21 protein-coding genes are annotated in these 21086 nt (G+C 61.5%); 11 read left to right on the top strand and 10 right to left on the bottom strand.

What is annotated here, in order from left to right:
* Positions 1-39 precede the first annotated feature (39 nt).
* Complete coding sequence (locus D7S89_RS12810; RefSeq protein ID WP_121278063.1) at positions 40-1398, top strand: pectin acetylesterase-family hydrolase; 1359 nt, start codon at positions 40-42, stop codon at positions 1396-1398.
* A 128-nt stretch (positions 1399-1526) separates the two neighbouring features.
* Here D7S89_RS12810 and D7S89_RS12805 read toward each other — a convergent pair whose 3' ends face one another.
* Entirely contained in the window at positions 1527-2282 is a 756-nt protein-coding gene (locus D7S89_RS12805; protein WP_183085179.1) for a DUF3667 domain-containing protein, read from the bottom strand.
* 177 nt (positions 2283-2459) lie between these two features.
* Positions 2460-3938: a MocR-like pyridoxine biosynthesis transcription factor PdxR gene (gene pdxR, locus D7S89_RS12800; protein WP_121278317.1), complete on the bottom strand. Its 1479-nt coding sequence runs from the start codon at positions 3936-3938 to the stop codon at positions 2460-2462.
* A gap of 127 nt (positions 3939-4065) precedes the next feature.
* Between pdxR and D7S89_RS12795 the strand changes: the two genes are divergently transcribed.
* Positions 4066-4785: a GNAT family N-acetyltransferase gene (locus D7S89_RS12795; RefSeq protein WP_121278061.1), complete on the top strand. Its 720-nt coding sequence runs from the start codon at positions 4066-4068 to the stop codon at positions 4783-4785.
* On the opposite strand, the gene D7S89_RS12790 is transcribed toward D7S89_RS12795, so the two are convergent.
* Complete coding sequence (locus tag D7S89_RS12790) at positions 4773-5681, bottom strand: LysR substrate-binding domain-containing protein (RefSeq protein WP_121278060.1); 909 nt, start codon at positions 5679-5681, stop codon at positions 4773-4775. The genes D7S89_RS12795 and D7S89_RS12790 overlap by 13 nt on opposite strands.
* Before the next feature lie 105 nt (positions 5682-5786).
* Between D7S89_RS12790 and D7S89_RS12785 the strand changes: the two genes are divergently transcribed.
* The 4 genes from D7S89_RS12785 to D7S89_RS12770 all read left to right on the top strand — a co-directional run bounded on the left by D7S89_RS12785 (position 5787) and on the right by D7S89_RS12770 (position 8797).
* Positions 5787-6431 carry a hypothetical protein gene (locus D7S89_RS12785; RefSeq protein WP_245982864.1) on the top strand — a complete coding sequence of 215 codons (645 nt, stop codon included), beginning with the start codon at positions 5787-5789 and terminating at the stop codon, positions 6429-6431.
* Between the two features lie 69 nt (positions 6432-6500).
* On the top strand, positions 6501-7352 hold the full coding sequence (locus tag D7S89_RS12780; RefSeq protein ID WP_245982862.1) for an alpha/beta fold hydrolase: 852 nt from the start codon (positions 6501-6503) through the stop codon (positions 7350-7352).
* 158 nt (positions 7353-7510) lie between these two features.
* Complete coding sequence (locus tag D7S89_RS12775; RefSeq protein WP_121278315.1) at positions 7511-8254, top strand: carbonic anhydrase family protein; 744 nt, start codon at positions 7511-7513, stop codon at positions 8252-8254.
* A 207-nt stretch (positions 8255-8461) separates the two neighbouring features.
* Positions 8462-8797 carry a DUF4148 domain-containing protein gene (locus D7S89_RS12770; RefSeq protein WP_121278058.1) on the top strand — a complete coding sequence of 112 codons (336 nt, stop codon included), beginning with the start codon at positions 8462-8464 and terminating at the stop codon, positions 8795-8797.
* Positions 8798-8978: 181 nt separating this feature from the next.
* Here D7S89_RS12770 and D7S89_RS12765 read toward each other — a convergent pair whose 3' ends face one another.
* The 4 genes from D7S89_RS12765 to D7S89_RS12750 form a co-directional block, all read right to left on the bottom strand.
* Complete coding sequence (locus D7S89_RS12765) at positions 8979-10520, bottom strand: methyl-accepting chemotaxis protein (protein ID WP_121278057.1); 1542 nt, start codon at positions 10518-10520, stop codon at positions 8979-8981.
* Positions 10521-10565: 45 nt separating this feature from the next.
* A complete protein-coding gene (locus tag D7S89_RS12760; RefSeq protein ID WP_121278056.1) occupies positions 10566-11489 on the bottom strand; it encodes a c-type cytochrome in 924 nt (307 codons plus the stop codon).
* The gene (locus tag D7S89_RS12755; RefSeq protein WP_245982860.1) at positions 11486-12058 is read right to left on the bottom strand and encodes a c-type cytochrome; all 573 of its coding nucleotides are present in this window, start codon (positions 12056-12058) and stop codon (positions 11486-11488) included. The genes D7S89_RS12760 and D7S89_RS12755 overlap by 4 nt, the downstream gene beginning before the upstream one ends.
* A 243-nt stretch (positions 12059-12301) precedes the next feature.
* Positions 12302-13060, bottom strand: a complete 759-nt coding sequence (locus tag D7S89_RS12750) for a helix-turn-helix domain-containing protein (protein WP_121278054.1) — start codon at positions 13058-13060, stop codon at positions 12302-12304.
* A 163-nt stretch (positions 13061-13223) separates the two neighbouring features.
* On the opposite strand from D7S89_RS12750, the gene D7S89_RS12745 reads away from it, so the two are divergent.
* Positions 13224-13853 (top strand): YebB family permuted papain-like enzyme, encoded by a 630-nt coding sequence (locus D7S89_RS12745; protein ID WP_121278053.1) that lies wholly within the window; start codon positions 13224-13226, stop codon positions 13851-13853.
* Entirely contained in the window at positions 13850-14596 is a 747-nt protein-coding gene (locus tag D7S89_RS12740) for a sterol desaturase family protein (RefSeq protein WP_121278052.1), read from the top strand. Before D7S89_RS12745 ends, D7S89_RS12740 begins: the two co-directional genes overlap by 4 nt.
* Positions 14597-14610: 14 nt before the next feature.
* On the opposite strand, the gene D7S89_RS12735 is transcribed toward D7S89_RS12740, so the two are convergent.
* Together D7S89_RS12735 and D7S89_RS12730 are read right to left on the bottom strand one after the other, a co-directional pair.
* The gene (locus D7S89_RS12735; protein ID WP_121278051.1) at positions 14611-16698 is read right to left on the bottom strand and encodes a sensor histidine kinase; all 2088 of its coding nucleotides are present in this window, start codon (positions 16696-16698) and stop codon (positions 14611-14613) included.
* Positions 16695-17795: a substrate-binding domain-containing protein gene (locus tag D7S89_RS12730; RefSeq protein ID WP_425470793.1), complete on the bottom strand. Its 1101-nt coding sequence runs from the start codon at positions 17793-17795 to the stop codon at positions 16695-16697. Before D7S89_RS12730 ends, D7S89_RS12735 begins: the two co-directional genes overlap by 4 nt.
* 398 nt (positions 17796-18193) lie before the next feature.
* On the opposite strand from D7S89_RS12730, the gene D7S89_RS12725 reads away from it, so the two are divergent.
* Positions 18194-18892 carry a response regulator transcription factor gene (locus D7S89_RS12725; RefSeq protein ID WP_121278050.1) on the top strand — a complete coding sequence of 233 codons (699 nt, stop codon included), beginning with the start codon at positions 18194-18196 and terminating at the stop codon, positions 18890-18892.
* Here the strand turns inward: D7S89_RS12725 and D7S89_RS12720 are convergent.
* Entirely contained in the window at positions 18867-19238 is a 372-nt protein-coding gene (locus D7S89_RS12720) for a response regulator transcription factor (protein ID WP_121278049.1), read from the bottom strand. The two genes, D7S89_RS12725 and D7S89_RS12720, sit on opposite strands and share 26 nt — an antisense overlap.
* A 1202-nt stretch (positions 19239-20440) precedes the next feature.
* On the opposite strand from D7S89_RS12720, the gene D7S89_RS12710 reads away from it, so the two are divergent.
* Both D7S89_RS12710 and D7S89_RS12705 read left to right on the top strand, forming a co-directional pair.
* Positions 20441-20719, top strand: a complete 279-nt coding sequence (locus D7S89_RS12710) for a CopG family ribbon-helix-helix protein (RefSeq protein ID WP_121278048.1) — start codon at positions 20441-20443, stop codon at positions 20717-20719.
* Positions 20720-20745: 26 nt separating this feature from the next.
* Positions 20746-20997, top strand: coding sequence for a type II toxin-antitoxin system RelE/ParE family toxin (locus D7S89_RS12705; RefSeq protein ID WP_245982858.1), 252 nt, complete (start codon positions 20746-20748; stop codon positions 20995-20997).
* The last annotated feature ends 89 nt before the right edge of the window (positions 20998-21086 follow it).

Below are 21086 nucleotides of genomic sequence, written 5' to 3'. Positions count from 1 at the left end.
TACGCGGTGGAGACACCAAGTCAATTAAATGGAGGAGATATGTCTGTGCCTAAATTGTTGAAACCCCTATGCGTCGGCACTTTGCTAGGCTGTGCCGCACTCAACGGCAATGCCTCGGATACGACAGTGCCGGATCCGTCGATTCCCTATTATTCGTGGTACGAAGTGACGTTGCCGGAAAGCACCGGCGCCTCATGCGGCAACGGTACGCCGATGCGCTTCTATATCAATCGCGCGCAATCGAGCAATCTCCTCTTCATGATGGAACCTGGCGGCGCATGCTGGGACTACGGCACCTGTACTGAAGCCGCGACTGGCCCGGAGGCGGGGCTAGGCGCCTTCAATCCCAATGGCATTCCGCAGAACTACATGAACGGCACGACTAACGAGAGCTTGTTTTCGTCGTTCCTGTCGCCGTTGATGATCCGGATGGATCTCGCGCATATCCTCGTTGGCGAGCCGAAGGTGGAGACGCAGGATTGGACCCAGGTGTTCGTGCCGTATTGCACGGGCGACATTCACATGGGCAGCGCGGTGCGCAACTACACCTCGCCCACGGGTGACTGGCGGGTCCAGCACTTCAACGGGATGCAGAACATCCAGGCCGTTGCGCAGTGGCTCGTCGCCAACGGGTTCGGCCAGCCGAGCCGGATGTTGGTGTATGGGACGAGCGCGGGTGGCTACGGGACCCTCGCCAACTACGCGACGCTGCGCAACACGTTGCAACCGCAGGCGCATAGCTCGCTGCTCGACGATGCCGGCACGGTCTTCAATACGCCCTTCGACGCGGACCCGACGATACACCCATCGGTCGGCTTGTACGACAAGGCGCGCACCGAATGGGGGATGAACGCGCCCAACGGCATGATCACGATCAATGCCCAGCTCGCTCCGTCCTTCGATCCGAACAACATGGGCAGCGCGTACGCGGCACTGTCGCAAACGTATCCTCACGATCGCTTCGGCTATTCGACGTATCAACAAGACAAAATCATCGCGGCCTACCACTACCGCCCGTTCGTGCCCGCGGTGATCGCCGCGCCGGACGGCCCGACCAAGGACGCCCTGTCGCTCACGATGTTCGACCAGGAACTCGATCTCCTGAAAGAGACGTTGAATCCGCTGCCGAACTGGGGATACTTCATGCCGTGGGCGCGCAGCGACTTCATGAGGAACCATCAGGTGACCGCCGTCAGCTTCACGGGCTCGGGTATCCATGAGAACGGCATCGATGCGGATATCGGAACGTTCGTCAATGATCTGCTCAACCAGCAGGATCCGGCCGATACGCCTGTCATGAAAGCATTCCGCACGCAGCAATGGTCGGACTTCACATTCTCGACGTTCCTCTCGTGGATCGACAGCATCTTCAATCTCACGGGGCAGGCAGGGGGCTGATGGTGTAGTCGCTCCTCCGGGCGACGATCCCGGCTCTGGGCCGCTCGAGTGTGCGGCGGCCCAGGGAAACTGCGTTCAGGAGCAATAGGAGGGGGAGCGACGACGAAAGGCCGTGCCTACCGAGTGCGTCAATGAAGGTGCCACTGCACGCCCGCCGATGCGGCCATGGCGGCACCGATCGCCACACTGCTCAGGATGACGTAACAACTGCCCAGCAGCATGCCACGCGCCAATTGTGGCCACCACCGGCCGCCGTGCACGCGTTTGAGCGCGACGACGAGGTAGAGGAAGATCACTGATGCGGCCCAGGCAGCATGAGCCTGCACGGCAGGGATCAAACCAAGCAGAAAGACCGCAAAGATGAATGCGTTCAGGTGCAGGGTAAACAAGACATGCATGCCATAGTTCTGACGCCGTCTCCGATAGACGAGCGCACACATTGCCGCGAAGATCGGCATCAGCGCGAATATGGCATACGGCAGACGATGCAGAAGATGTTCTCTGAACTCGGCCAATTTGTCGGGGTCTTGCAGCTCGCTCACGGCGCTGGCTAGCGCGCCGAGCACCTTCCGCTCATCGGGGTCGGCTTTGGCGGCCGCGAGCCCGGCAAGGTGTTGCTCCGGATGAGCGACGGGCCGATTGTCGACATAAACGAAGTGGTCTGGCGTGCTGGAACTCGTCAAGCTCAGGAAAAGAAAAAACAGAAAGCTGAACGTGACATAGAGCGACAGCGGTTTGACATAGCGCTGCCGACGGCCTGCCAGATATTCGAGCGTCAATTGCCCAGGCTTGAGCAGGAGCAGCTTCAGCGTGGGCAGCAGCTTGCCATCCGCTGCGACATAGTGGTGCAGGTACTCGTGTGCGAATTCGCGTAAGGTCGGCAATTCATGCACCGTTTCTTGACCACATTGCGCGCAATAAGGCCCATGCACGGCAGCACCGCAATTAGGACAGTGATCAGGAAGTGCATGAGCGTCGTGAGCCATGGGATTGCACAGACCGGTTTGGGACCGGCGCATTCTGAGCGTTCGCCAATTGCGCGTCAACTTGGGAAGGCCATACTAGCGATGCTCGTGAATCAATCGCGCTAATTGCCGGATAAGCGGCACGAACAGCGACTCCGACGTGTTGCCATACCCGAGAACAAGCCCATTGTCTTCGGGGCGCGGGCACAGCGCAAAGTGGGACAACGGCGCCGGCGCCATGTCGAATTGGCGAGCCGCTTGCGCGATTCGCCGGTCGATGCATTCGGCAGGCAGCCGGATAGTCAGATGCATGCCGCTGTCACCCCCCATGACGACGTGCGGCACATCCAAATGCTGCTTCAGGGCTGTTCTGAGTGCGTCCAGTCGTCTCCTGTAGAGGCGGCGCATGCGTCCGAGGTGCCGGCTGAACTGGCCGCTCTCGATGAACTCGGCCAAGGCGAGCTGCTCGTAACGGTGGCCGCCGCGCAGTGTTTCCCTTAGCAACGGCGTAGCCTTGGCGACCAATACCTCGGGAAGCACCACGAAGCCCAGGCGCAGCGACGGAAATAGCGTCTTGCTGAACGTGCCTATGTACAAGACCGGCGCTTGCGGCACCATGCCCTGCATGGCACAGATGGGTTCTCCGGAATGGCGGAACTCGCTGTCGTAGTCGTCCTCGAGGATCCAGGCACCATGCGCCTGGGCCTTGCCGATCAAGTCGAGCCGGCGTGACGCCGTCAGGACAGCGCCTGTCGGGTATTGGTGAGAAGGCGTCGTGTAGACGAGCCGCGGGGCCTCGGCATTCCAGGCGTCGTCGGAAACGTGTAGGCCATTGGCATCGACCCGCACCGGCACGACGTTCAAGTCACCGCATAGCAACGCAGTTTGGGCGCCGCGCCAGCCGGGCTCTTCCACCCAGGCGACCTGCCCTGGATTCGTCACCAGCCGGATGCATAGGGACAGCGCCTCTTGCGCACCCTCGGTAATGACGACCTGTTCCGGTTCGCAGCGCGCGCCGCGCGCGACCGCCAAGTGCTGCATGATGGCGACGCGCAAGGCCCGCTCGCCTTGCGGATCGCCATAGCCGAGGGCGGTGACACCTGCGCTCCGAATCGCGCGATCGAGGCAGTTCTTCCAGGCGCTGAGCGGGAACCGCCCCAAAGCGGGAACGCCGGGCCGAAGGGCAAGGGTGTCTGGCGCGTCGAAGAATGCATCCCGAATACGAGTGCCGCGTGTTGAAATTTCGGGCGATGCGGTGTGCTGGACCCGCTGGTGTTCCGCCTTCAACCGCTCCAGCGTGGTGACCCTCGTTCCTTGGCGGCTCAACGCGATATATCCTTCCGCCCCCAGCAACTCGTACACCGCTGTCACGCTGTTGCGCGAGATGCCAAGCGCGGCTGCAAGGGCACGTGAGCCGGGCAGGCGGCAACCGGATGGCAACCGGCCATCCAGGATCGCGCCGCGGATGCGGTGGAGCAATTGCCGCTGCAAGGACTCTCCGTCCCGGTCTCTGACGAGCGGTGTTTCGAGAAGAAGGTCCAGCACCGGGCTGGAAGATTCATCGGTTGCAGACATGCGTGTGAGCAAGCCTCGTAGAAGCCGCTTTTGTTCGTGGCACCATTGAATTCCATGCTTTTGGCTCTTTTGCATGAGCCACAGGAATTCTAAAGTCTTCTCCATGCCACGCAAACCGGGAGATGCCATGTCCACGCGCACCAACGAATACGCTCAACCTATCGGCGAACCGGTGCCGGGATGGTCCTCGCGCCCTGTACCCGCGGGCGTGACGCTCGAGGGCACGTCCTGCCGGCTCGAACCACTGGATGCGGAGCGCCACGCCGACGATCTCTACGCGGCCTACCGTGCCGCACCCGATCACCGGGACTGGACTTACCTATTCGTCGGGCCGTTCGACCATGCCGAAGACTATCGCCGCTACGCTGAAGGCGCCGCGCGCAGCACCGATCCTCGGCACTACGCGGTCATTGAACGCAAGACGGGCAAAGCGGTCGGCGCCCTGGCGCTGATGCGCATCGAACCGACCCACGGCGTCATCGAGGTGGGCAGTGTGGTGTTCTCGCCGCTGCTCAAGCAGACGCCCATTTCGACTGAAGCGCAGTTCCTGCTCATGGCCTACGTCTTCGATGAACTCGGGTATCGCCGCTACGAATGGAAATGCGACAGTCTCAACGCGCCTTCCCGCAAGGCGGCCGAGCGGCTCGGCTTCAGTTTCGAGGGGATCTTTCGTCAGGCGGTGGTGTACAAGGGGCGCAACCGCGATACCGCGTGGTTTTCCATCCTCGACAAGGAGTGGCCTTCGCTCAAACAGGCCTTCCAGGCATGGCTGTCGGCCGAAAACTTCGATGAGCAAGGCCGGCAGCGACAATCACTGACCGATGTTCGCCAGCGCTATTCGGTTTGAAGGGACTCGTGCAAATCGGATGCGCACGTGAATAGCCATTCGACAAAGGCGTTGAGCGGCTTATTGTCAGTGGTTTCACGATAGAGGCAATGAAACGGAGGGCCTTCGAGCTTCACCTCGGGAAACAGCGCGACGAGGCGCCCGTGCGCTATCTCATCCTGAACGACCGCGCGCGGAGCGAGGCCGACGCCTAGCCCGCTCACCACGGCCTTTACCTGCAAACAGAATTCATCGTAGAACGGTCCGCGGAGTGTCTCTCCGGTCGGCACGCCTGCGCGCTGGAACCAGTACTGCCATGCTCGCGGCACACCGGCGTAATGCAGCAGCGGCGCGGCGAGCAAATCGGATGGCGTACGCATCGCAGGCAACGCCGGAAGATGCGGCGAACAAACCGCCACGACTACGTTGCCCAGCAACGGCTTCGACACGAAGCCCCTGCGCCGTAACTCGGGCGTGTAGCGGCGAATGACCACGTCGCACGATTCGTCGATGCGTTCGACTTGCATGTCGGGCGTCGACACCACGTGAATCTCGATGTCGGGATGTTGCGCATGGAAACGCGCGAGTTGTCCAAGCAACCAGCCATGCGCGAACGAGGCTGACGCGTTGACCCGGATCTGATGCCGGTCGGGCTCGAACATCTGCTCCGTCGCCTCGGTCAGGCGCCCGATGCAGCTTGCGACATCGACGAGGTAATGCTGCGCGCGCAGTGTCAGACGTAATGATCGTCCGTCGCGTTCAAAAAGCTTCTGTCCGAAAAACGCTTCCAACACGCGAATCTGTTGGGCAATTGCGCTCTGGGTGACGTTCAACTCCTCGGCGGCGAGGGTCAGGCTATTCAGACGCCCGGCGGCTTCGAAACTGCGCAAGGCATTCAACGGCGGCAATCGACGCATGACTCGATATCAAAGAATTACTACGGAGTTAGAGAGAATAACTCGTTTGTTGCTATGCGGAATGGTCAATATCATAAGCGCCATTGGGGTTTAGAGATAATGAACATGTCGGCCATTTCACGAAGAATAATGAAGCGGCGCCGCGCGAAAGCGATTGGCCGCACAGGGACTACGCTAGCGCTCGCCAGCGCACTCTCGATGCTGGGCGCCTGCGCCAGCCCGCCCAAGAATGAACGGGAAACGGGAAATGGGGGAACACTGGTACGATACAGCTCAAGTCAGGTAGCGGTTGATCTGACTGATGCGGAGCAACAGAGCTTGCGCGCCATGCGGGACCACGCCTATGCCAATGTGACGCGAGATCGGACGATGGATGCGGTGGCCAAAGTGCTGGGTGACCTGGGCTTCGCTCCCGTATCGGTGGACAGAGACTCAGGGCTGGTCGAGGCTGAGCACAATGCAACGCTAGTGCCGAAATGGCGACAACTTCTCCGGGGCGCGCTGAAGTCCTATACCAGCATATTCCCGGCTAAAGCCGACCACGAAAGAGTCGCGGCCATCGTCACCGTCAGGGCTGGCGACGACGGTGGGGCAACGATCGTTCGGACGAGGTTCGACGGCACCGTTTGGGACAGCAACGGTGATTCACGGACGAAGACCCTCTTGCAACCCGAGCTCTATGACGACTTCTTCTCGAAGGTGAGCAAGGCGCTGTCTCCGGCTGCCGACAAGGATGGCGCCCCAAAGTAGGCGCGTTGCCGATAGATTGGGTGTCGCCCATTCGCCAGGATGTCGATTTCCGCTGGCCTCGTTCGTCGTATGAAACACAATCCGTGTTCATCTGGGGGCGACTCAACAATGAAGATATTCGACGACGATCTTGCTCACTTCGAAGCACATGGCGCCAAACCGCTGCCGGCTGCGAGCGATCAGGGATACGTGGACCATGATGGCGCCCGAATCTGGTACGCGACGTACGGAGACCGAGCCGACGCCCCCGTGATCTTGCTGCATGGTGGCCTCGGCCATAGCGGCAATTGGGGCTATCAGGTTTCGGAACTGGTCGGCTCCGGTCATTGCGTATTGCTGGTCGACAGCCGCGGCCACGGCCGCAGTACACGCGATACCCGCGCCTACACGTACGAGCTGATAGCATCCGACGTTCTGGCCGTCATGGACGCATTGCATCTCGAACGAGCGCCCATCGTGGGTTGGAGCGACGGCGCCTGCATCGCCATGATCCTCGGGATGAAATTCCCCGAGCGCGTGGTAGGCGTGTTCTTCTTTGGCTGCAATATGGATCCGAGCGGCACCAAGGAATTCGCGCCGAGTCCGGCCCTTGATCGGTGTTTCAAGCGGCATGCCAAAGACTATGCCGAGCTATCGGCCACACCGGACGAGTTCGACGCGTTCGTGCGTGCGGTCGGTGAAATGATGAAGACCCAGCCCAATTACGACGCTCGCGATCTGGCCGATATCTGCGTGCCCGTCGCGATCGTCCAAAGCGAGCATGACGAATTCATCAAGCTTGAGCACGCCGAATATCTTGCCCGTAGCATTCCCGGTGCCGAGTTGATTCTTCTACCGGGCGTCAGTCACTTCGCCCCGCTGCAAAGGCCCGGGGAATTCAACCGCGCGATACGTTACTTTCTCGACAACGTTGCGCTCTGAAAGGGAAAGACTCGCTGCGCGCTCAGCCCCCCCCCCGGCTAGCTTCCGGGGGCGGTGAAGCGTGGTTCACCACTCCGCATGACACTTGAACCCCAACAGCGATGGCCTATATTGAATCGACCGCTTGCGAGGCCAGTCGTCAAAAAGGGGGCAAGGTCATGTGCGACATATTTGGGTATCCGAAGCAATACCGAGGCTCGGGTCGTCGGAGTTTCCTCAAGTTGGCTGGCACCGCGACGGTGGTTGGGCTCACGGGACCGCTCTTCACCGAGCCTGCGCATGCGGACGCATTGACCAAGGCGCAGCGCGACAGCATGACGCCAGATCAGATCATCGAGTTCATGAAACGAGGCAATGCTCGCTTTCAGAAGGGCGAAAGGAAACCGCGCAATTACTTGCGCGAGCAGAGAGCGAGCGCATCCGGGCAGTATCCCGCTGCCGTGCTGCTCAGTTGCATCGACTCGCGCGCACCGGCGGAAGTGATCATGGACCTGGGTATCGGCGACATCTTCAACTGTCGCGTGGCCGGCAATGTGGAAAACAACGACATCCTTGGCAGTATGGAGTTCGCCTGCAAGTTGTCTGGGGCAAAGGTCGTCGTCGTCATGGGGCACACGGCCTGTGGCGCCATCAAGGGAGCCATTGCCAATGCCGAGCTAGGCAATCTCACCGGATTGCTGTCCAAGATCAAACCTGCCGTTGAGGCAACGACCTACGACGGCGATCGTTCTGCAACGAACTACGCTTTCGTGAATGCCGTGGCGCGCAAGAACGTCGAGTTGACCGTTGCCAACATTCGTCAGGATAGTCCCGTGCTCGCGGAACTCGAGACCAAGGGCACGATCAAGATCGTCGGTGCGATGTACAACCTTGGGACGGGGGCGTTGGAGTTCTTGACGTGAGCGTGAGTGCGTCGTGAAGGATGGCACGGGGGCTCGCCTGGCCCCGCTGTGGCCCCCTATCTCCAGGCTGCGATTGTCTTGTTAAGGGAAACAGTGTTTTCGGAATCTAGGTATTTACCCTAAAGATTCTTGCTCCTAGAATTCATTTCAACAGCTAGAGACAACCGTTTATAGCTGATTACGAAATAATCCTTGGAGGTAGTTACCATGAAATCGCTCATCAGTGCCGTCGCTCTTGCCGCCGTTCTGGCCACCCCGATCGCTTCGTTTGCCCAATCGAACCAGCCGGTGACGCGTGCAGACGTTCAGCAGCAACTCGTCGATCTGGCCAAGGTCGGCTACGTTCCCTCGCGCGGCAGCGACCCGTACTATCCGGCCGACATTCAGGCAGCAGAAGCGCGTGTCGCTGCGCAACACGCCGGTACGCAACAAGCGGCGGTGACGCAGACGGCGGCGAACGACGTCGGCGGCGTGGCTGACGTCAAGGTCCAAGCGGGCCATGCCGCAGGGGCCGCTGAGAAGTCGATTTTCTTCGGTCAATAAGCCTCGGTGAGGTCGCATCGCCCGATGCTGCGTCTCTCGCCTTCTCTTTCTGCAAGACACAACGAGCCTGCCTTTAACCAAAGCAGGCTCGTTGCATAGGACAACGTATTACCTCCGCCGTTGGGATACCGACGGTTTCGCCCGGCCTTGGTGGGCCGGGCGCTTTTTGGCGCGGTTGGATTCAGTGGCGGTTTTTCGGCAGCTTGAAGACGACGGCCGCCTCGCGCAACTGGTTCGCTCGCGTATTCATCGACTGCGCGGCGCCTGCCGCCTCGCTGACGAGGGCGGCGTTCTGCTGGGTGACCTGATCCATCTGGCCGATGGCCTGATTGACCTGCTCGATGCCGATCCCCTGTTCGTGCGACGCGGTCGAAATCTCGCCGTTGATCGACGCGACCCGCCGGATCGCCTGCTGCACTTCTTCCGTGAAGCGGCCGACTTCCCGCGCATGCACCGAGCCTGCTTCAACCGTCTGCGCCGAGCTCTGAATGAGGGTCTTGATGTCCTTCGATGCGTTCGACGAGCGCTGTGCCAGACTGCGGACCTCGGAGGCCACCACCGCAAAGCCACGTCCGTGCTCGCCCGCACGCGCAGCCTCGACGGCGGCGTTCAGCGCGAGGATGTTGGTCTGGAAGGCGATGCCTTCGATCAGCGCCGTGATGTCGGCGATTTTCGTCGAGTTGGTGGTGATGTCTGCCATGGTCGCCAGCATTTGACCGACGACCGCGTGGCACTGATCAGCGATGTCGGCGGCCGCGGCCGCCAGCGTGGTGGCCTCGCGTGCGTTCTCGGCGTTCTGCTTTACCGTCGTGGTCAACTGCTCCATGCTGGCCGCGGTTTCCTCTAGCGAGGCGGCTTGTTCCTCGGTCCGCTGCGACAAGTTGAGGCTGCTTTCAGCGATCTCGTCCGATGCCGCGGAGATCGACTCGGCCGTTGCCTTGATGTTGCTGATGAGGCTGGCCAGATGCTCACGCATCGCATTGAGCGAGGCCATCATGCTCGTGCGGTCGTTCGCGTGCAGCGCGATCGACGTTGCCAGATCGCCGCTCGCGAGGCCCTTCAACGCGGTCCGCGCATCATCGGGATCTCCTCCTATTTCCGTGCGGACTGTCCGCGTCAGCAGCCTGACCATCGCGAACGCGCTCAACAAGGCCGCGAGCGCGAGCACAAGCGCGAGCCTGACGGCGTTTTGCGCGTGCGTGATGGCCTCGGTACGGACCTCTTCCGTGTGCGCTTGCGAGCGCTTGATGTCCTTGACCAGCTCGCCGCGCAGGCGTCGCCAAGCAGGCGTTTCCTCGTTGACGAGGAGCTCGCCCGCGTGGGTCAGGTCGTTGCCGCGGATCGCGAGCAGGACCTTCTGTTGCGCCGATCGATGCTCGTCGCGCAGCTTCGATAGGGCGTCCAGGGTGGCTGCCTCGGACGTATCGCGCGCATAGGTGGCGGTCTCCGCCGCGACCGTGGCGTATTGTTTTTCGGCGTCGTCGAGATTGCGAAAACCCTGCGCGTCGGTCGGCTTCAGCAGCACGTTGCGCAAGGCCTGTCCCATTTGCAGACCTTGTGCGTACATCTCTTCCAAGCCGCCGCTGATCTTCTGATCGACCCCGATGTAGTGCTCGAACTCCGACTGCGTGCGCATCGATCCCCAGATGCTGGTGCTCACCGCGACCATGAATATTGCAGCCGGCACCGCCGAGCAAACGATCAACTTTCTATCGAATCGCATTTTTTTCTCTTCTCTTACTCACTACACCACACGGTCGTCCGGCATTTACTGCGAGCCGAGAACATGTCCGTTGACCGTGCGGCCATACATCGACCACGGAGAGTCGTGGTAACGCGTGCGCGTTGTTTCTACCGAACCCGTGAAGCGAGGGTCCTGCGGACGTTCGTGACTGTCCATGAACTTCGCGACATCCCATGCTTCCTGATCCGTCAACGTGCCGCCGAGGCCAAGCGGCATGTTCGCCTTGATGAAGGCGGACGCGTTCTGCAGTTCGTGCATGCCGGCGCCCCAGTTGAACGAGCGCGGGCCCCACAACGGCGGAAAGACCGTCTCGCCGTGGCTCGTCTGGCCCTGCCCATCGTCGCCGTGACACAACGCGCAATGCTGCGCATAGACCTGGCCGCCGCGCGCATAGTCCGGCACTTGGGCAGGGGCGGGCAGCTTGGGGTAGCCGCGTCCCGACAGCGTGCCACCCACCGGCGCACCCTGGGCAAGCCAGAAGGCGTAGGTTTCCAGCGCAACCATCAATGGATCGTTGGCCGGCGGCGCCTTGCCATTCATGCTGTACAGGAAGCACCCCTGCATGCGTTCGGCCAGCGTGCTGACTTTGCCGTCCTTGCTGCGCCAGGCGGGATACGAGACATAGGCGGCCCACAGCGGACCCGAATCGGCTTTGCGCCCCGCGTCGAGGTGGCAGCTCGCGCAGTTGAGTGAGTTGCCGACGTACTTGCCGGCCAATTCCCCGGTGTGCAAGAAGATCTGTTGGCCTAGCCTGACCGTTGCGCCGAAGTCGCCGGTCGCCGGCATGCTGCTTTCGGGCGGCGGTGCGAACGGCCGCGTCACGGCTGCTGCTTGCGTTTGTGCTGCGGGGGCGAGTGTGGTTTGCGCGTGCGCCAAGTGTGGCAGCGCGCTCACGATGGCCGTGATAGCGGCGGCGAGCGCAAACCGGATCGATGCGCGCGTGTTCATGGCTGGCCCTCCGGCTTGGCGTCTTGCGGCGCGGGCGTGCCAAGCGTGGCGTAGTAGTCGGCGACGGCGGTGATCTCCGCGTCCGACAGCTTCTTCGCAATGGCGGGCATCAGGCCGAGCGGCCCGGGTGGACGTTGTCCGGCCTTCCAATCCGACAACTGGCGTGCAAGATACGTCGCAGGTTGGCCCGCGAGCGGCGGGAAGTGCTGGCCGACCCCGGTACCGCCCGGTCCGTGGCACTGGACACAGGCGGGCAAGCCATCGTTCCAGCGTCCGCGTGTGGCGAGCCAGGCGCCGGTCTGCGACGGCGTGACCGGGAGGCGGGCGTCGGTCGGCGCAGCCGCGGGCAGCGTGCTGAAGTAGCGGACGGCCGCCTCGCGCTGCTCGGGCGACAGGGCTTGCGCGAACGGCTGCATGACGGCGCTCGCGCGCTGGCCGGACGCGAAGTTGGCGAGTTGCTCGGACAGATAGGCGGCGCCGGTGCCCGCCAGTCGCGGAAAGCCGGCAGTCACATTGCCCTCGCCGCGTGCGCCATGACAGCCGATGCAGACGGCAACTTGTGATGGCATTTCCGCGGTGCTCGCGTGCTTATCAGGTTTGGCGGGAGCCGCTTGCGCATTGGCTCCCATGCAAAGGGCGTAGGCCGCCATGATCCACGACGACATGCGTGTCGCGAGTTCCCGAGTTGCGCGTTGCCTCATCGATTGAGTGTGTGGGGTTGTTCTCGAGGTCTGTCCCATGTCCGCGTCGGACGGGCAGGCTTATGTTCTCCGCGAGATAACGACGCTTGCAGACGAAACTTTAGGGAGCGCTTAAGTGCGTGCGCCTTTCCGAAGGGCCGGCATACGCATCTGCGCAAACATGGCGGGCTCCCATTCCCGAGTCGCCAGCAGCATGCCGACGCCGCGCCGCTGCGCCAACGGAGCCGTCGACGACTCGTCATGCAATAGCGCGAGTCGCGCTCGAACCTTCTGCAATTCCAGCCGTAGCTGTTCCAGCGCCGGTTCGGTCAGCATGGCGTGAGCGAATTCCAGTGTCTGTTCTGGCTCGTCAAAGCTGTTGCTCAAGAAGTCGCCCAAACCCTCCTGCATGAAAAAAGCGCGAATAGGGCCGTCGGGCAGCCAATGAAAATCGCGCATGACGATCAGCCTGATTCGGTCATTCGGCAAGAGCGCGATCAAGCCCATGCGTTCGAGCACCAGAAGCCTCTTGAGGCATTCGGCGTACGTGACCCGGTAGGCAGCGACGATCTCCGCCACCGACCAGTGGTTCAACGCGCAGACCGCCACCAGCAGCAACTTGCGATCGGAGACTAGTCGTGTTTCCTGTTCGATGGTGAGCGTGCGCAGCGCCGGCAGTTCGGCAGCGGCATCCTGAGCAAGCTCGGCCAGCGTGAAACCCAGCAACGTGCTGAGCTGCACCAGACGATCCACCGTAAATCGTTCGCTGGCAAACAGCCGCTTGATACTGGCCTCGGACAGTTCAAGCGCGTTGGCCACCTCGCGATAGGTCAAGCCTTGCGCTTTGAGGTGTCGTTTGATGGTGGCGATGAGTTGGGCAACTTCGTTCATAGGTCTACGGCGTCTGCGATGGCGTCTGCCCAATTTCTGGGATTGGTATCGATTTTTAATACTCTACCGCTCGTAAGTTACCACTAACACCATAATGTGGTGCACTTTGCGAGACTCGATAGCAAGCTGTGGTCCCTACATCCAAAACCACCAAGAATCGACCATGCGCTTCGATACCGACGTTCAGGCACTGTCCGCCAGCTTGCAGATTGGCGACGTCCTCTTCATCCGCGTTCGTGCCCGCCCGTTCCGCGAAATTTCAATCGCCACGGGATCGTGGACCAATCATGTCGGCATCATCGTCCGCAATTCGGAGGGCGAAATCGCGATCGCAGAAAGCGCATTTCCCCGTAGCCGAATTACCTCCATCGAGCGCTTTGTCGCTCGCTCCGAATATGGTCGTATCGCCGTTGCCCGGCTTAAGCGCTCATTGGAGCCATCGCAACAAATTCGCGTGTCGGAGGCGGCTCGCCGGCGCATGGGCATCTGGTACGACACCGGGTTCAACCTGCATTCGAAACGCCAGTTCTGCTCGCGCTTCGCACGCGAAGTCCTTGCGGAGGCAACCGGCATCAACGTGGGCGAGGTGGAAAGCTTTGCGACATTACTCGAGCGTCAGCCCGGGGCTGCGCTCGGCTTCTGGCGTATGTGGTACCTCGGCTGTATCCCGTGGGAACGAGAGACGGTCACGCCCGCCAGCCTGTTGAACAGCCCTTCGCTGGAACGGGTATTCGATGGCGTCGTGCGATCCAACCATGGCACCCGCCGCCATACGCAGGGAGGGCGAGCATGATTGCCATCGCGTTCCTTGTTATTGCTTGCTGCTTCCTCGTCGAGCGCCTGATCCCAGGTTGGCCGTTGCCCAAAGTCCGCCATTGGCCCGCGCGTGTTCTGCTCATCAACGGCATCCAGATCGCTGTTGTGCTGCTTGCCGGCGTGAGCTGGGAACGGTGGTTGGCATCGTGGTCGTTATTTCATCTCTCACGGCATGTCCCCCCTGTTGTTGGAGCCGTGCTTGCTTACTTCGTCGCAACGTTCGTCTTCTATTGGTGGCACCGCTGGCGTCACGAATCGGACTTGCTTTGGCGTGTGTTCCACCAGATTCATCACAGCCCGCAACGGCTCGAGGTCATCACGTCGTTCTATAAGCACCCGGCCGAAATGGTGGTGAACTCATTGATCGGCAGCTTGCTGGTTTATACGTTCCTTGGACTGTCTCCAGCGGCAGGCGGCATCTACACGCTTTGCACCGCGTTGGGCGAGTTTTTCTATCACACCAACGTCAAGACACCGCGCTGGGTTGGGTTCGTCTTTCAGCGACCGGAAATGCATCGCATCCATCATCGCCACGGATGTCACAAGAACAATTACGGCGACATCACCTGGTGGGACATGCTGTTCGGAACCTATGAAAATCCTGCCGAGTGGCGTCATCGATGCGGCTTCGACGATGCGCTCGAGCAACGGTTGCCGAAGATGCTGGCATGGCGCGATGTCCACGTCGAGCCATGTCGAAATTTTTCGAAGGAATCCTGATCTCATCACGGTCCTTATACAGCGGAACCGATCGGTTGAGCCGGCACGGTGAACTGAAACTCGGCGCCATGAGGCACGTTCGGGCTCGCCCACAACCGTCCCCCGTGTGCTTCCACTATCGAACGACAAATCGACAACCCCATGCCCATTCCACCGGTCTTCGACGTGTAAAACGGCTCGAAGAGGCACTCGATGTCGTCGACCGTCACCCCCGGCCCTGAATCGCACACGGAAACGACGATGCCACCGGAATGATGCCTGCCGGTCCTGATGGTCATTTCTCGAGGCCTATCGTCGACCGTGCCCATCGCCTCGATAGCGTTGATGATCAGGTTCAGCATCACCTGCTGAAGTGCGACGCGATCGCCTTCCACGGGAGGCAGATCCTGTGCAAGCTGCGTTCGCACGAAGACGCCGTGCTTCGCGAGCTCACTGCGCATGAGGGCGATGACCTCGCCAATGGCCTCGTTGATCTGCAGCCTCTCCATCGACGGCGGCGCCTTCTTGACGAGGCCATGAATCCGGTTCATGACTTCGCTGGCGCGCCTCATGTCCTTGTTGATTCGATCGAACGCTTGTCGAACTTCCTCCAGATTGGGCGGCTTGGCATGTAACCAAAGCAGCCCTGCCTGAGCATTGGTGGCGCTCGCCGCGATCGGCTGCTTGATTTCATGGCTGATGGAAGCCGTGAGCTGCCCCATCGTCATGACGCGGTTCGCGTGTGCCAGCGCCATCTGAACCTCGCGGTACCGCCGCTCGCTCTCGCGCAATTCGGCTTCCGCACGCTTGTGCTCCGTGATGTCGCGCGAGATGCCGAGCAAAAACTGAGGCTCGCCGCGCACGTCGACGATCGGAATCTTCATCGTATGCACCAGGCGCGGCCCGTGACGTGTCAGAACGGGCTCCTCCGGAATGTTGACCATCTGCCGCGACTGAAGCACGTCACGATCCTTCAGAGCGAAGAAATCGGCCTCCTGAGCCGGAAACAGTTCGTAGACGGACTTGCCGATGAGTTCCTCGCGCCGGTAGCCAAGCAGTTGCTCCCCCGCCTTGTTGAAGCGGACGAAGCGCAGCGTCGCGGCATCCTTGACGAAGATCATGTCCGGGATGTTCTCGATGATGCTGTTCAGGAAGTGCTCGCTCGCCCGCGCGGCCTCTTCGGCATGCTGCCGATCGCGGATCTCGGCCGTCCGTCCCAAAAGCGCCGTGCTGAGGTCGGCCGTGCGCCGCACCACGCGCTCCTCGAGTTCAGCGTTGAGCACCTTCAGCGCATCCTCGGCCTGCTTGCGCTGGCGCCGGTCTTCGAGGAACTGCTCGACGGCGCGCGCCATGTCGGCAATCTCGTCGCGTCCGTACACGGGGACACCGGTTTGGGTGCCGCCGACATCGCCGTGCCGCAAATAGTGGCTGACTCGGCGCAGTCGACCCACGATATGGCGACCGAGGAAGACGCGAGCGATCAGCCAGGCCAACAACAGGCTCACCGCCACTTCGCCGACGACCCACGCACGCGTGCGATCCGAATCGTCGGCCAGGTTCTGGACCGCTTGGCGGTATTCGCGCGTGAGTTGAGCCGATTGCTGGCGCGCTGCGACGGCCAGGGTATTGGCCTGGCGGTGCAGATCGTCGTCGAGGCTGGACAACGACGCGTTGGGCCGCGGCGCGGTTCCCAGGGCCAGCGCAGTCTCGCGCACCTGCGCCTCGATGTTGACCGTGTTGCGAAAGCGCTGGCTCGATCGATGCAGCGCCAGCGTGTCGACGCCAACCTCTTCGCGCGCAGGCGGCGCGGAGGCGAGCCCGTCAACGAGGCGATCGAACGACGTCAGGCTTTCGATGACATGCCGTTGCGTCTCGCGCACGGCGTCGACGGTTTCGTCACTCGAGAGCTGCAGCGCCATGCGTTCGATCATCAGGGTTTGCTGGACCAGGTCCTGTGCGTCCTGCAGGCGCGCGAGCCGATCTTCTGCCAACTGGCGCAGCGCGTGAGCCGACCCGGTCAACGAGTAGAGGGTCGTTGCACCGACTGCGACCACGAGCGCGGCCAGGCATGACGCGACGAGCGAGAATTGCGCGGTGAGGGACTGGGGAAGCGGTAGTTTCACGGGCGTTGCCAGATGTGGCGATAGATGTCGCGGTAGCCGTTGGCGGGATCGTAGAGCAGGCGATCGCCGCCGTCCGCGTCGATGTTGCTCGCCGTCACGAGATGCACCGGAAATACGTAACCGGTGACGCGTTCCCCAGCGAAGCGCCTGTTCATCTCGTCGATCAACTGCCAGCCGTGCAGATTCAGCGGTTCGGCGACGGTGGCTGTCTGGAACGTGCTTTGCCGGATGCGCAGGAAGGCGGACTCGCTGCCGTCGCCTGCAGACAGCATCACCATGGCACCGTTCGGAATGCCGGCCTCGGTCAGAACGGGGGCAGCGTAGTCGAAGTAGATGTCGTTGATCGCCAGCGCATAGGTCCAGCGCTTGCCATACTGCGCGAGCAAGGCGTGTGTCGTGCCCGGCATCAGTGCCTCGCATTGCGAGATCGCCACGTCGCGCACGCCGAGCAACGTGCAGCTGCGGCAAGCGCGTACGACCGCAGCCATTTCATCGGCCTTGTCTTGCGCAACTTGAAAATTGGAGTCGGTGAAAATGACGACGCCTGCGCGCCCACCGGACTGCACGATGGCCGCCAGCGCGGTGACCCGCGCGACTTCGAGCGGATCCGTCGATACGTTCATCGCCACAGGCGTGCCAGGCACCGGTCCGGCCTTCGCTGCGACATGCCAGCCGACGATCGGGAGGCTCTGCTTGGCAAATGGCTGCAGGCCGGGCAGCAGCGCGTGTGCGTCGCCGCCGACGATGATGAGGCCGTCCGGACGACTTGCCAGCGCATTCGCCAGCACCTTCAATCGCAGATCCGGCGAGCCGCCGGAGTCGAATATCTTCACGCTCCAGCCTATGACCTTGGCCGCCTCCAGCACACCGTCGATGACGCCGAGGATGCCGCCGTTGCGCAAATCCTCGGCGACTACCGCGAGGTGTTTCCCGGGTTGAGCGCGTGGCCCGGTGCGCGGCCCGTTCCAAGGGGGAGCAGGTTGCGCCGCGGCGTCGACGACGCGCTTCGCTTCGGTCAGGTAGCCCCGCCAGGCGGCGACCGGGGACTGGGGTACGGAGGCCGTGGACAAACCCTGAGCCGTGGTACCCAAGGGCATGCACGCGAATGCCCATACCCATGCTAGAAGCAAGCCCCTCATGCCGCTCCCCAACGGCCCCATCGGGGGCGAGTTGACCACCATTGAAGGCGAACCACCATGCTGCTCGCAGCGTAACCCTGCGAACAAAATACTATTCCAGCGGCCTCGCCTAAAGACACGGCTGCCGCACATTTCTTGAGCGTAGAATGACCGCCAGCAACGCTCATGGCCACTCGCAAACAACAGACAAAAACATCGGCTTGTACGATCCGATTCTCTTCGTCAGACAGAAGATAGAAGATCGGATCGATCCGGCACGGCGAGATCGCTGTAAGCGTCTACCCCGCGGCATCGCATCGTTACGAGGCTTGCCGTCACCAAGCAGCGATCCCACCGGGAAGAGGAAGGGGAATGGGATGAGCCTGGGTTCCGATCAGACGCCGTGCGGCTGCGCGGCAGGAGACAACCCGCCGGTCGTCTATGTTCTGGACGATGACGAATCGATGCGGCTGGCGCTCAGCTGCCTCTTTCGCTCGATTGGATTGCATGTCGAGACGTTCGAATCGTCGCAGGCGTTCCTCGCGTTCCCGAAGTACGACGCGCCTAGTTGCCTCGTGCTCGATGTAAGGTTGCGCGGCGAAAGCGGACTCGCGTTTCAGGACGAGTTGGCGAAAAGCCACCTGTGCATGCCGATCGTATTCATGACGGGGCATGGCGATATTGCGATGACGGTGAAAGCGATGAAGGCGGGCGCCATCGACTTCCTTGCCAAGCCGTTTCGCGATCAGGACATGCTCGATGCGGTGTCGAGCGCGTTGACGCGAGACGGCGAGCGTCTTGCTGCCGAACGATCGATCGCCTCACTGCGTGCTTCGTTTGAGTCGCTGACGCCGCGCGAACGCGAGGTGATGGAGTTCGTGGTGGCCGGGCTGCTGAACAAGCAGATTGCCTCGGCGATGAATCTCAGCGAGATCACCGTGAAGATTCATCGTGGCCAGGTCATGAAGAAGATGGGCGCTCGCTCGCTGGCCGATCTCGTCAGAAGGGCGGAAGCGCTGCGCGTCTGTCCGCGGATGGCGAAGCCGAACGTCATGGCCGGTTCAGCGCAACGTTGAGCCAATGCTCGATCGTTTGCGCGTCGACCGGCTTTTCGACGACGGCTAGTACCGCATTCGTGCCGATTTTCGCGCACAGTTCGGGCGTTGGAAACGCGGTGACGAAAATGGTCGGCATCGCATAGCCGCGCCGCAGGAGACGATCGTGCATGGCCGTGCCGGTCATGGTCGGCATGCGCTCGTCGGAGATCAAACAGGTCGTGTCGCTCAGGTGCGCGGAAGCGAGGAATTCCTCGGCCGACGCAAACAGCTGTGCCTTCCATCCCAATGAACGAACCAGGCTCGCGACGGCCAGACGGACAGCCTCGTCATCGTCGACGATCGAAACGGTTCGGCCGGCACCCATACGGCCCTCCTCGCTGCGTCGGGTGATGCAGCGTGATCAGGTGGACATCTGGCACGCGTTATGAGGGTAGTCTAGGTCGCGAGCGACGGAACGGACACTATACGAACGTATCGGCCGATGCCCTATACGAAAGGATGATCGGCTCATGCTCTCGTCCGAGGCGGGCCACCTGTTCGTAGATTTGTGTATTGCGCGCCGCTCTTATATCGTGAAGATGTCATCGGCATACGCGACCGGCGAAGCCCGAAAATGAAAACCAGAAGCCGGCATTGATTCGTCTGTCCCGATCATGCGAAGCCATTCATCGCTTTTTCCTCGAGAGGCGCCCATGTCGACTCAACCTCAGCGAGGCCGCGTCCGCCCTTACCGTACCCGGCGACGCTCCCCGATCGTCATCCTGCGCGGTCGCGATCGGCCCGCTTCTCCGGCTAGCCTCACGAGGAGTAATACCCGTGTGCCGATCATGTGCATGCTGTCCAATGGCCGTCCGGCTGATCGTATCTCGCTGCCGAAGAGTTGAAGTCGCCGTGGGTGTATAGCGCGCAGCATAGGCGTCGACGCGCCGATCGGCGGCTTCGAGTGATCGAGGCCGCTTCGACCTAGGGGCGCGTACGGATATACCTTTGTATGAGGGCGGCATGCCTATGCAGGGGCGAGGCGAATCGTTTGTAGGATGGTGTCGAAGACGCAGCAGGCCTACCTTTGCTCTATGGCCGATACGCGGCCATACCGTATGCGACGAACGCAGCGCGTACGGCGGCGAGATTGTCGATTCACAGGTAAGGGCTATGACGAACGTCTTGAGTCACTGGATCCATGTTTCTACTCACGCTTACTACGAGTACACGTTCGTGCCGTGGTTGAACAGAAGTGTATTTCGCAGGACCGTGGATCTGAGCCGTATCTGTATTCAATGACGATTCCCTCGGCGAGGCTTCATAGCGAAGAATTCAAGCGACGTGCGATCGACATCATGGTCGAACATCGAATCGAGGTTCGGCATCCGGGATGCACGGCAGGAAGCGCAACGGCGCGCCAGGGTGGCGGACTCATCGAAGCAGCAACGCGTACGAGCGCCACGCCGTCCCGGCAGGCCATGAACGACGCGATCGGTTTTCGCAAATATCAGGGCAGCATGGACTACAGCAGCAACCAGGTCTATAGTAGTCGGAGGTATTACCTTTTGCTATAGAGGCCGCGTCATGGTAACGGCAACATCCATCAAACTCGATGATGAGCTGAAAGGGCGGGTGCAGCACCTGGCCGAAGCCCGTCGGCGCACTCCGCATTGGATTATGCGTGAAGCCATCGAGCAGTACGTCCAGCGCGAGGAGAAGCGGGAGGCGTTGAATCGCGAGACGCTCAACGCATGGGATGAATTTCAGGCGACCGGCCTGCACGCGACGGCTGCGGAGGTCGATAAGTGGCTTGCGGGCTGGGGAACCGAAGACGAGCTGCCCACGCCTGAATGCCACAAGTAATCTTCGCGCCAGCAGCAATCCGAGACATGCAACGGCTGCGCGACTTCCTGCGGCCGAAGAGCATCGAGGCCGCGAGGCGTGCTGGCGAAGCGATTAGACAGGGCGTACAGGCCCTCGGTGCGCACCCTCGAATGGGACGTCTTGTGGAGGATCTGCCCGAGCAGTATCGGGAGTGGCCCATCGACTTCGGGGATAACGGCTATGTGGCCAGGTATCGCGTTGATGCCGATAGGGTGACGATTCTGGCGGTCCGGCACCAGAAGGAAGCGGGGTATTAATCGTGAGCGACGACGCCAAAGCGCAGATTGCCGTACTCCATGATGACGCGGTGGCGATCCTGGCCGCGCTAGGGCTGACACCCCTGCAG

This window comes from Trinickia fusca (genome assembly GCF_003628145.1).
Taxonomy (GTDB): domain Bacteria; phylum Pseudomonadota; class Gammaproteobacteria; order Burkholderiales; family Burkholderiaceae; genus Trinickia; species Trinickia fusca.
The sequence above is the reverse complement of the archived record's forward strand: the minus strand, read 5'-3'. Positions and strand labels throughout refer to the sequence as shown.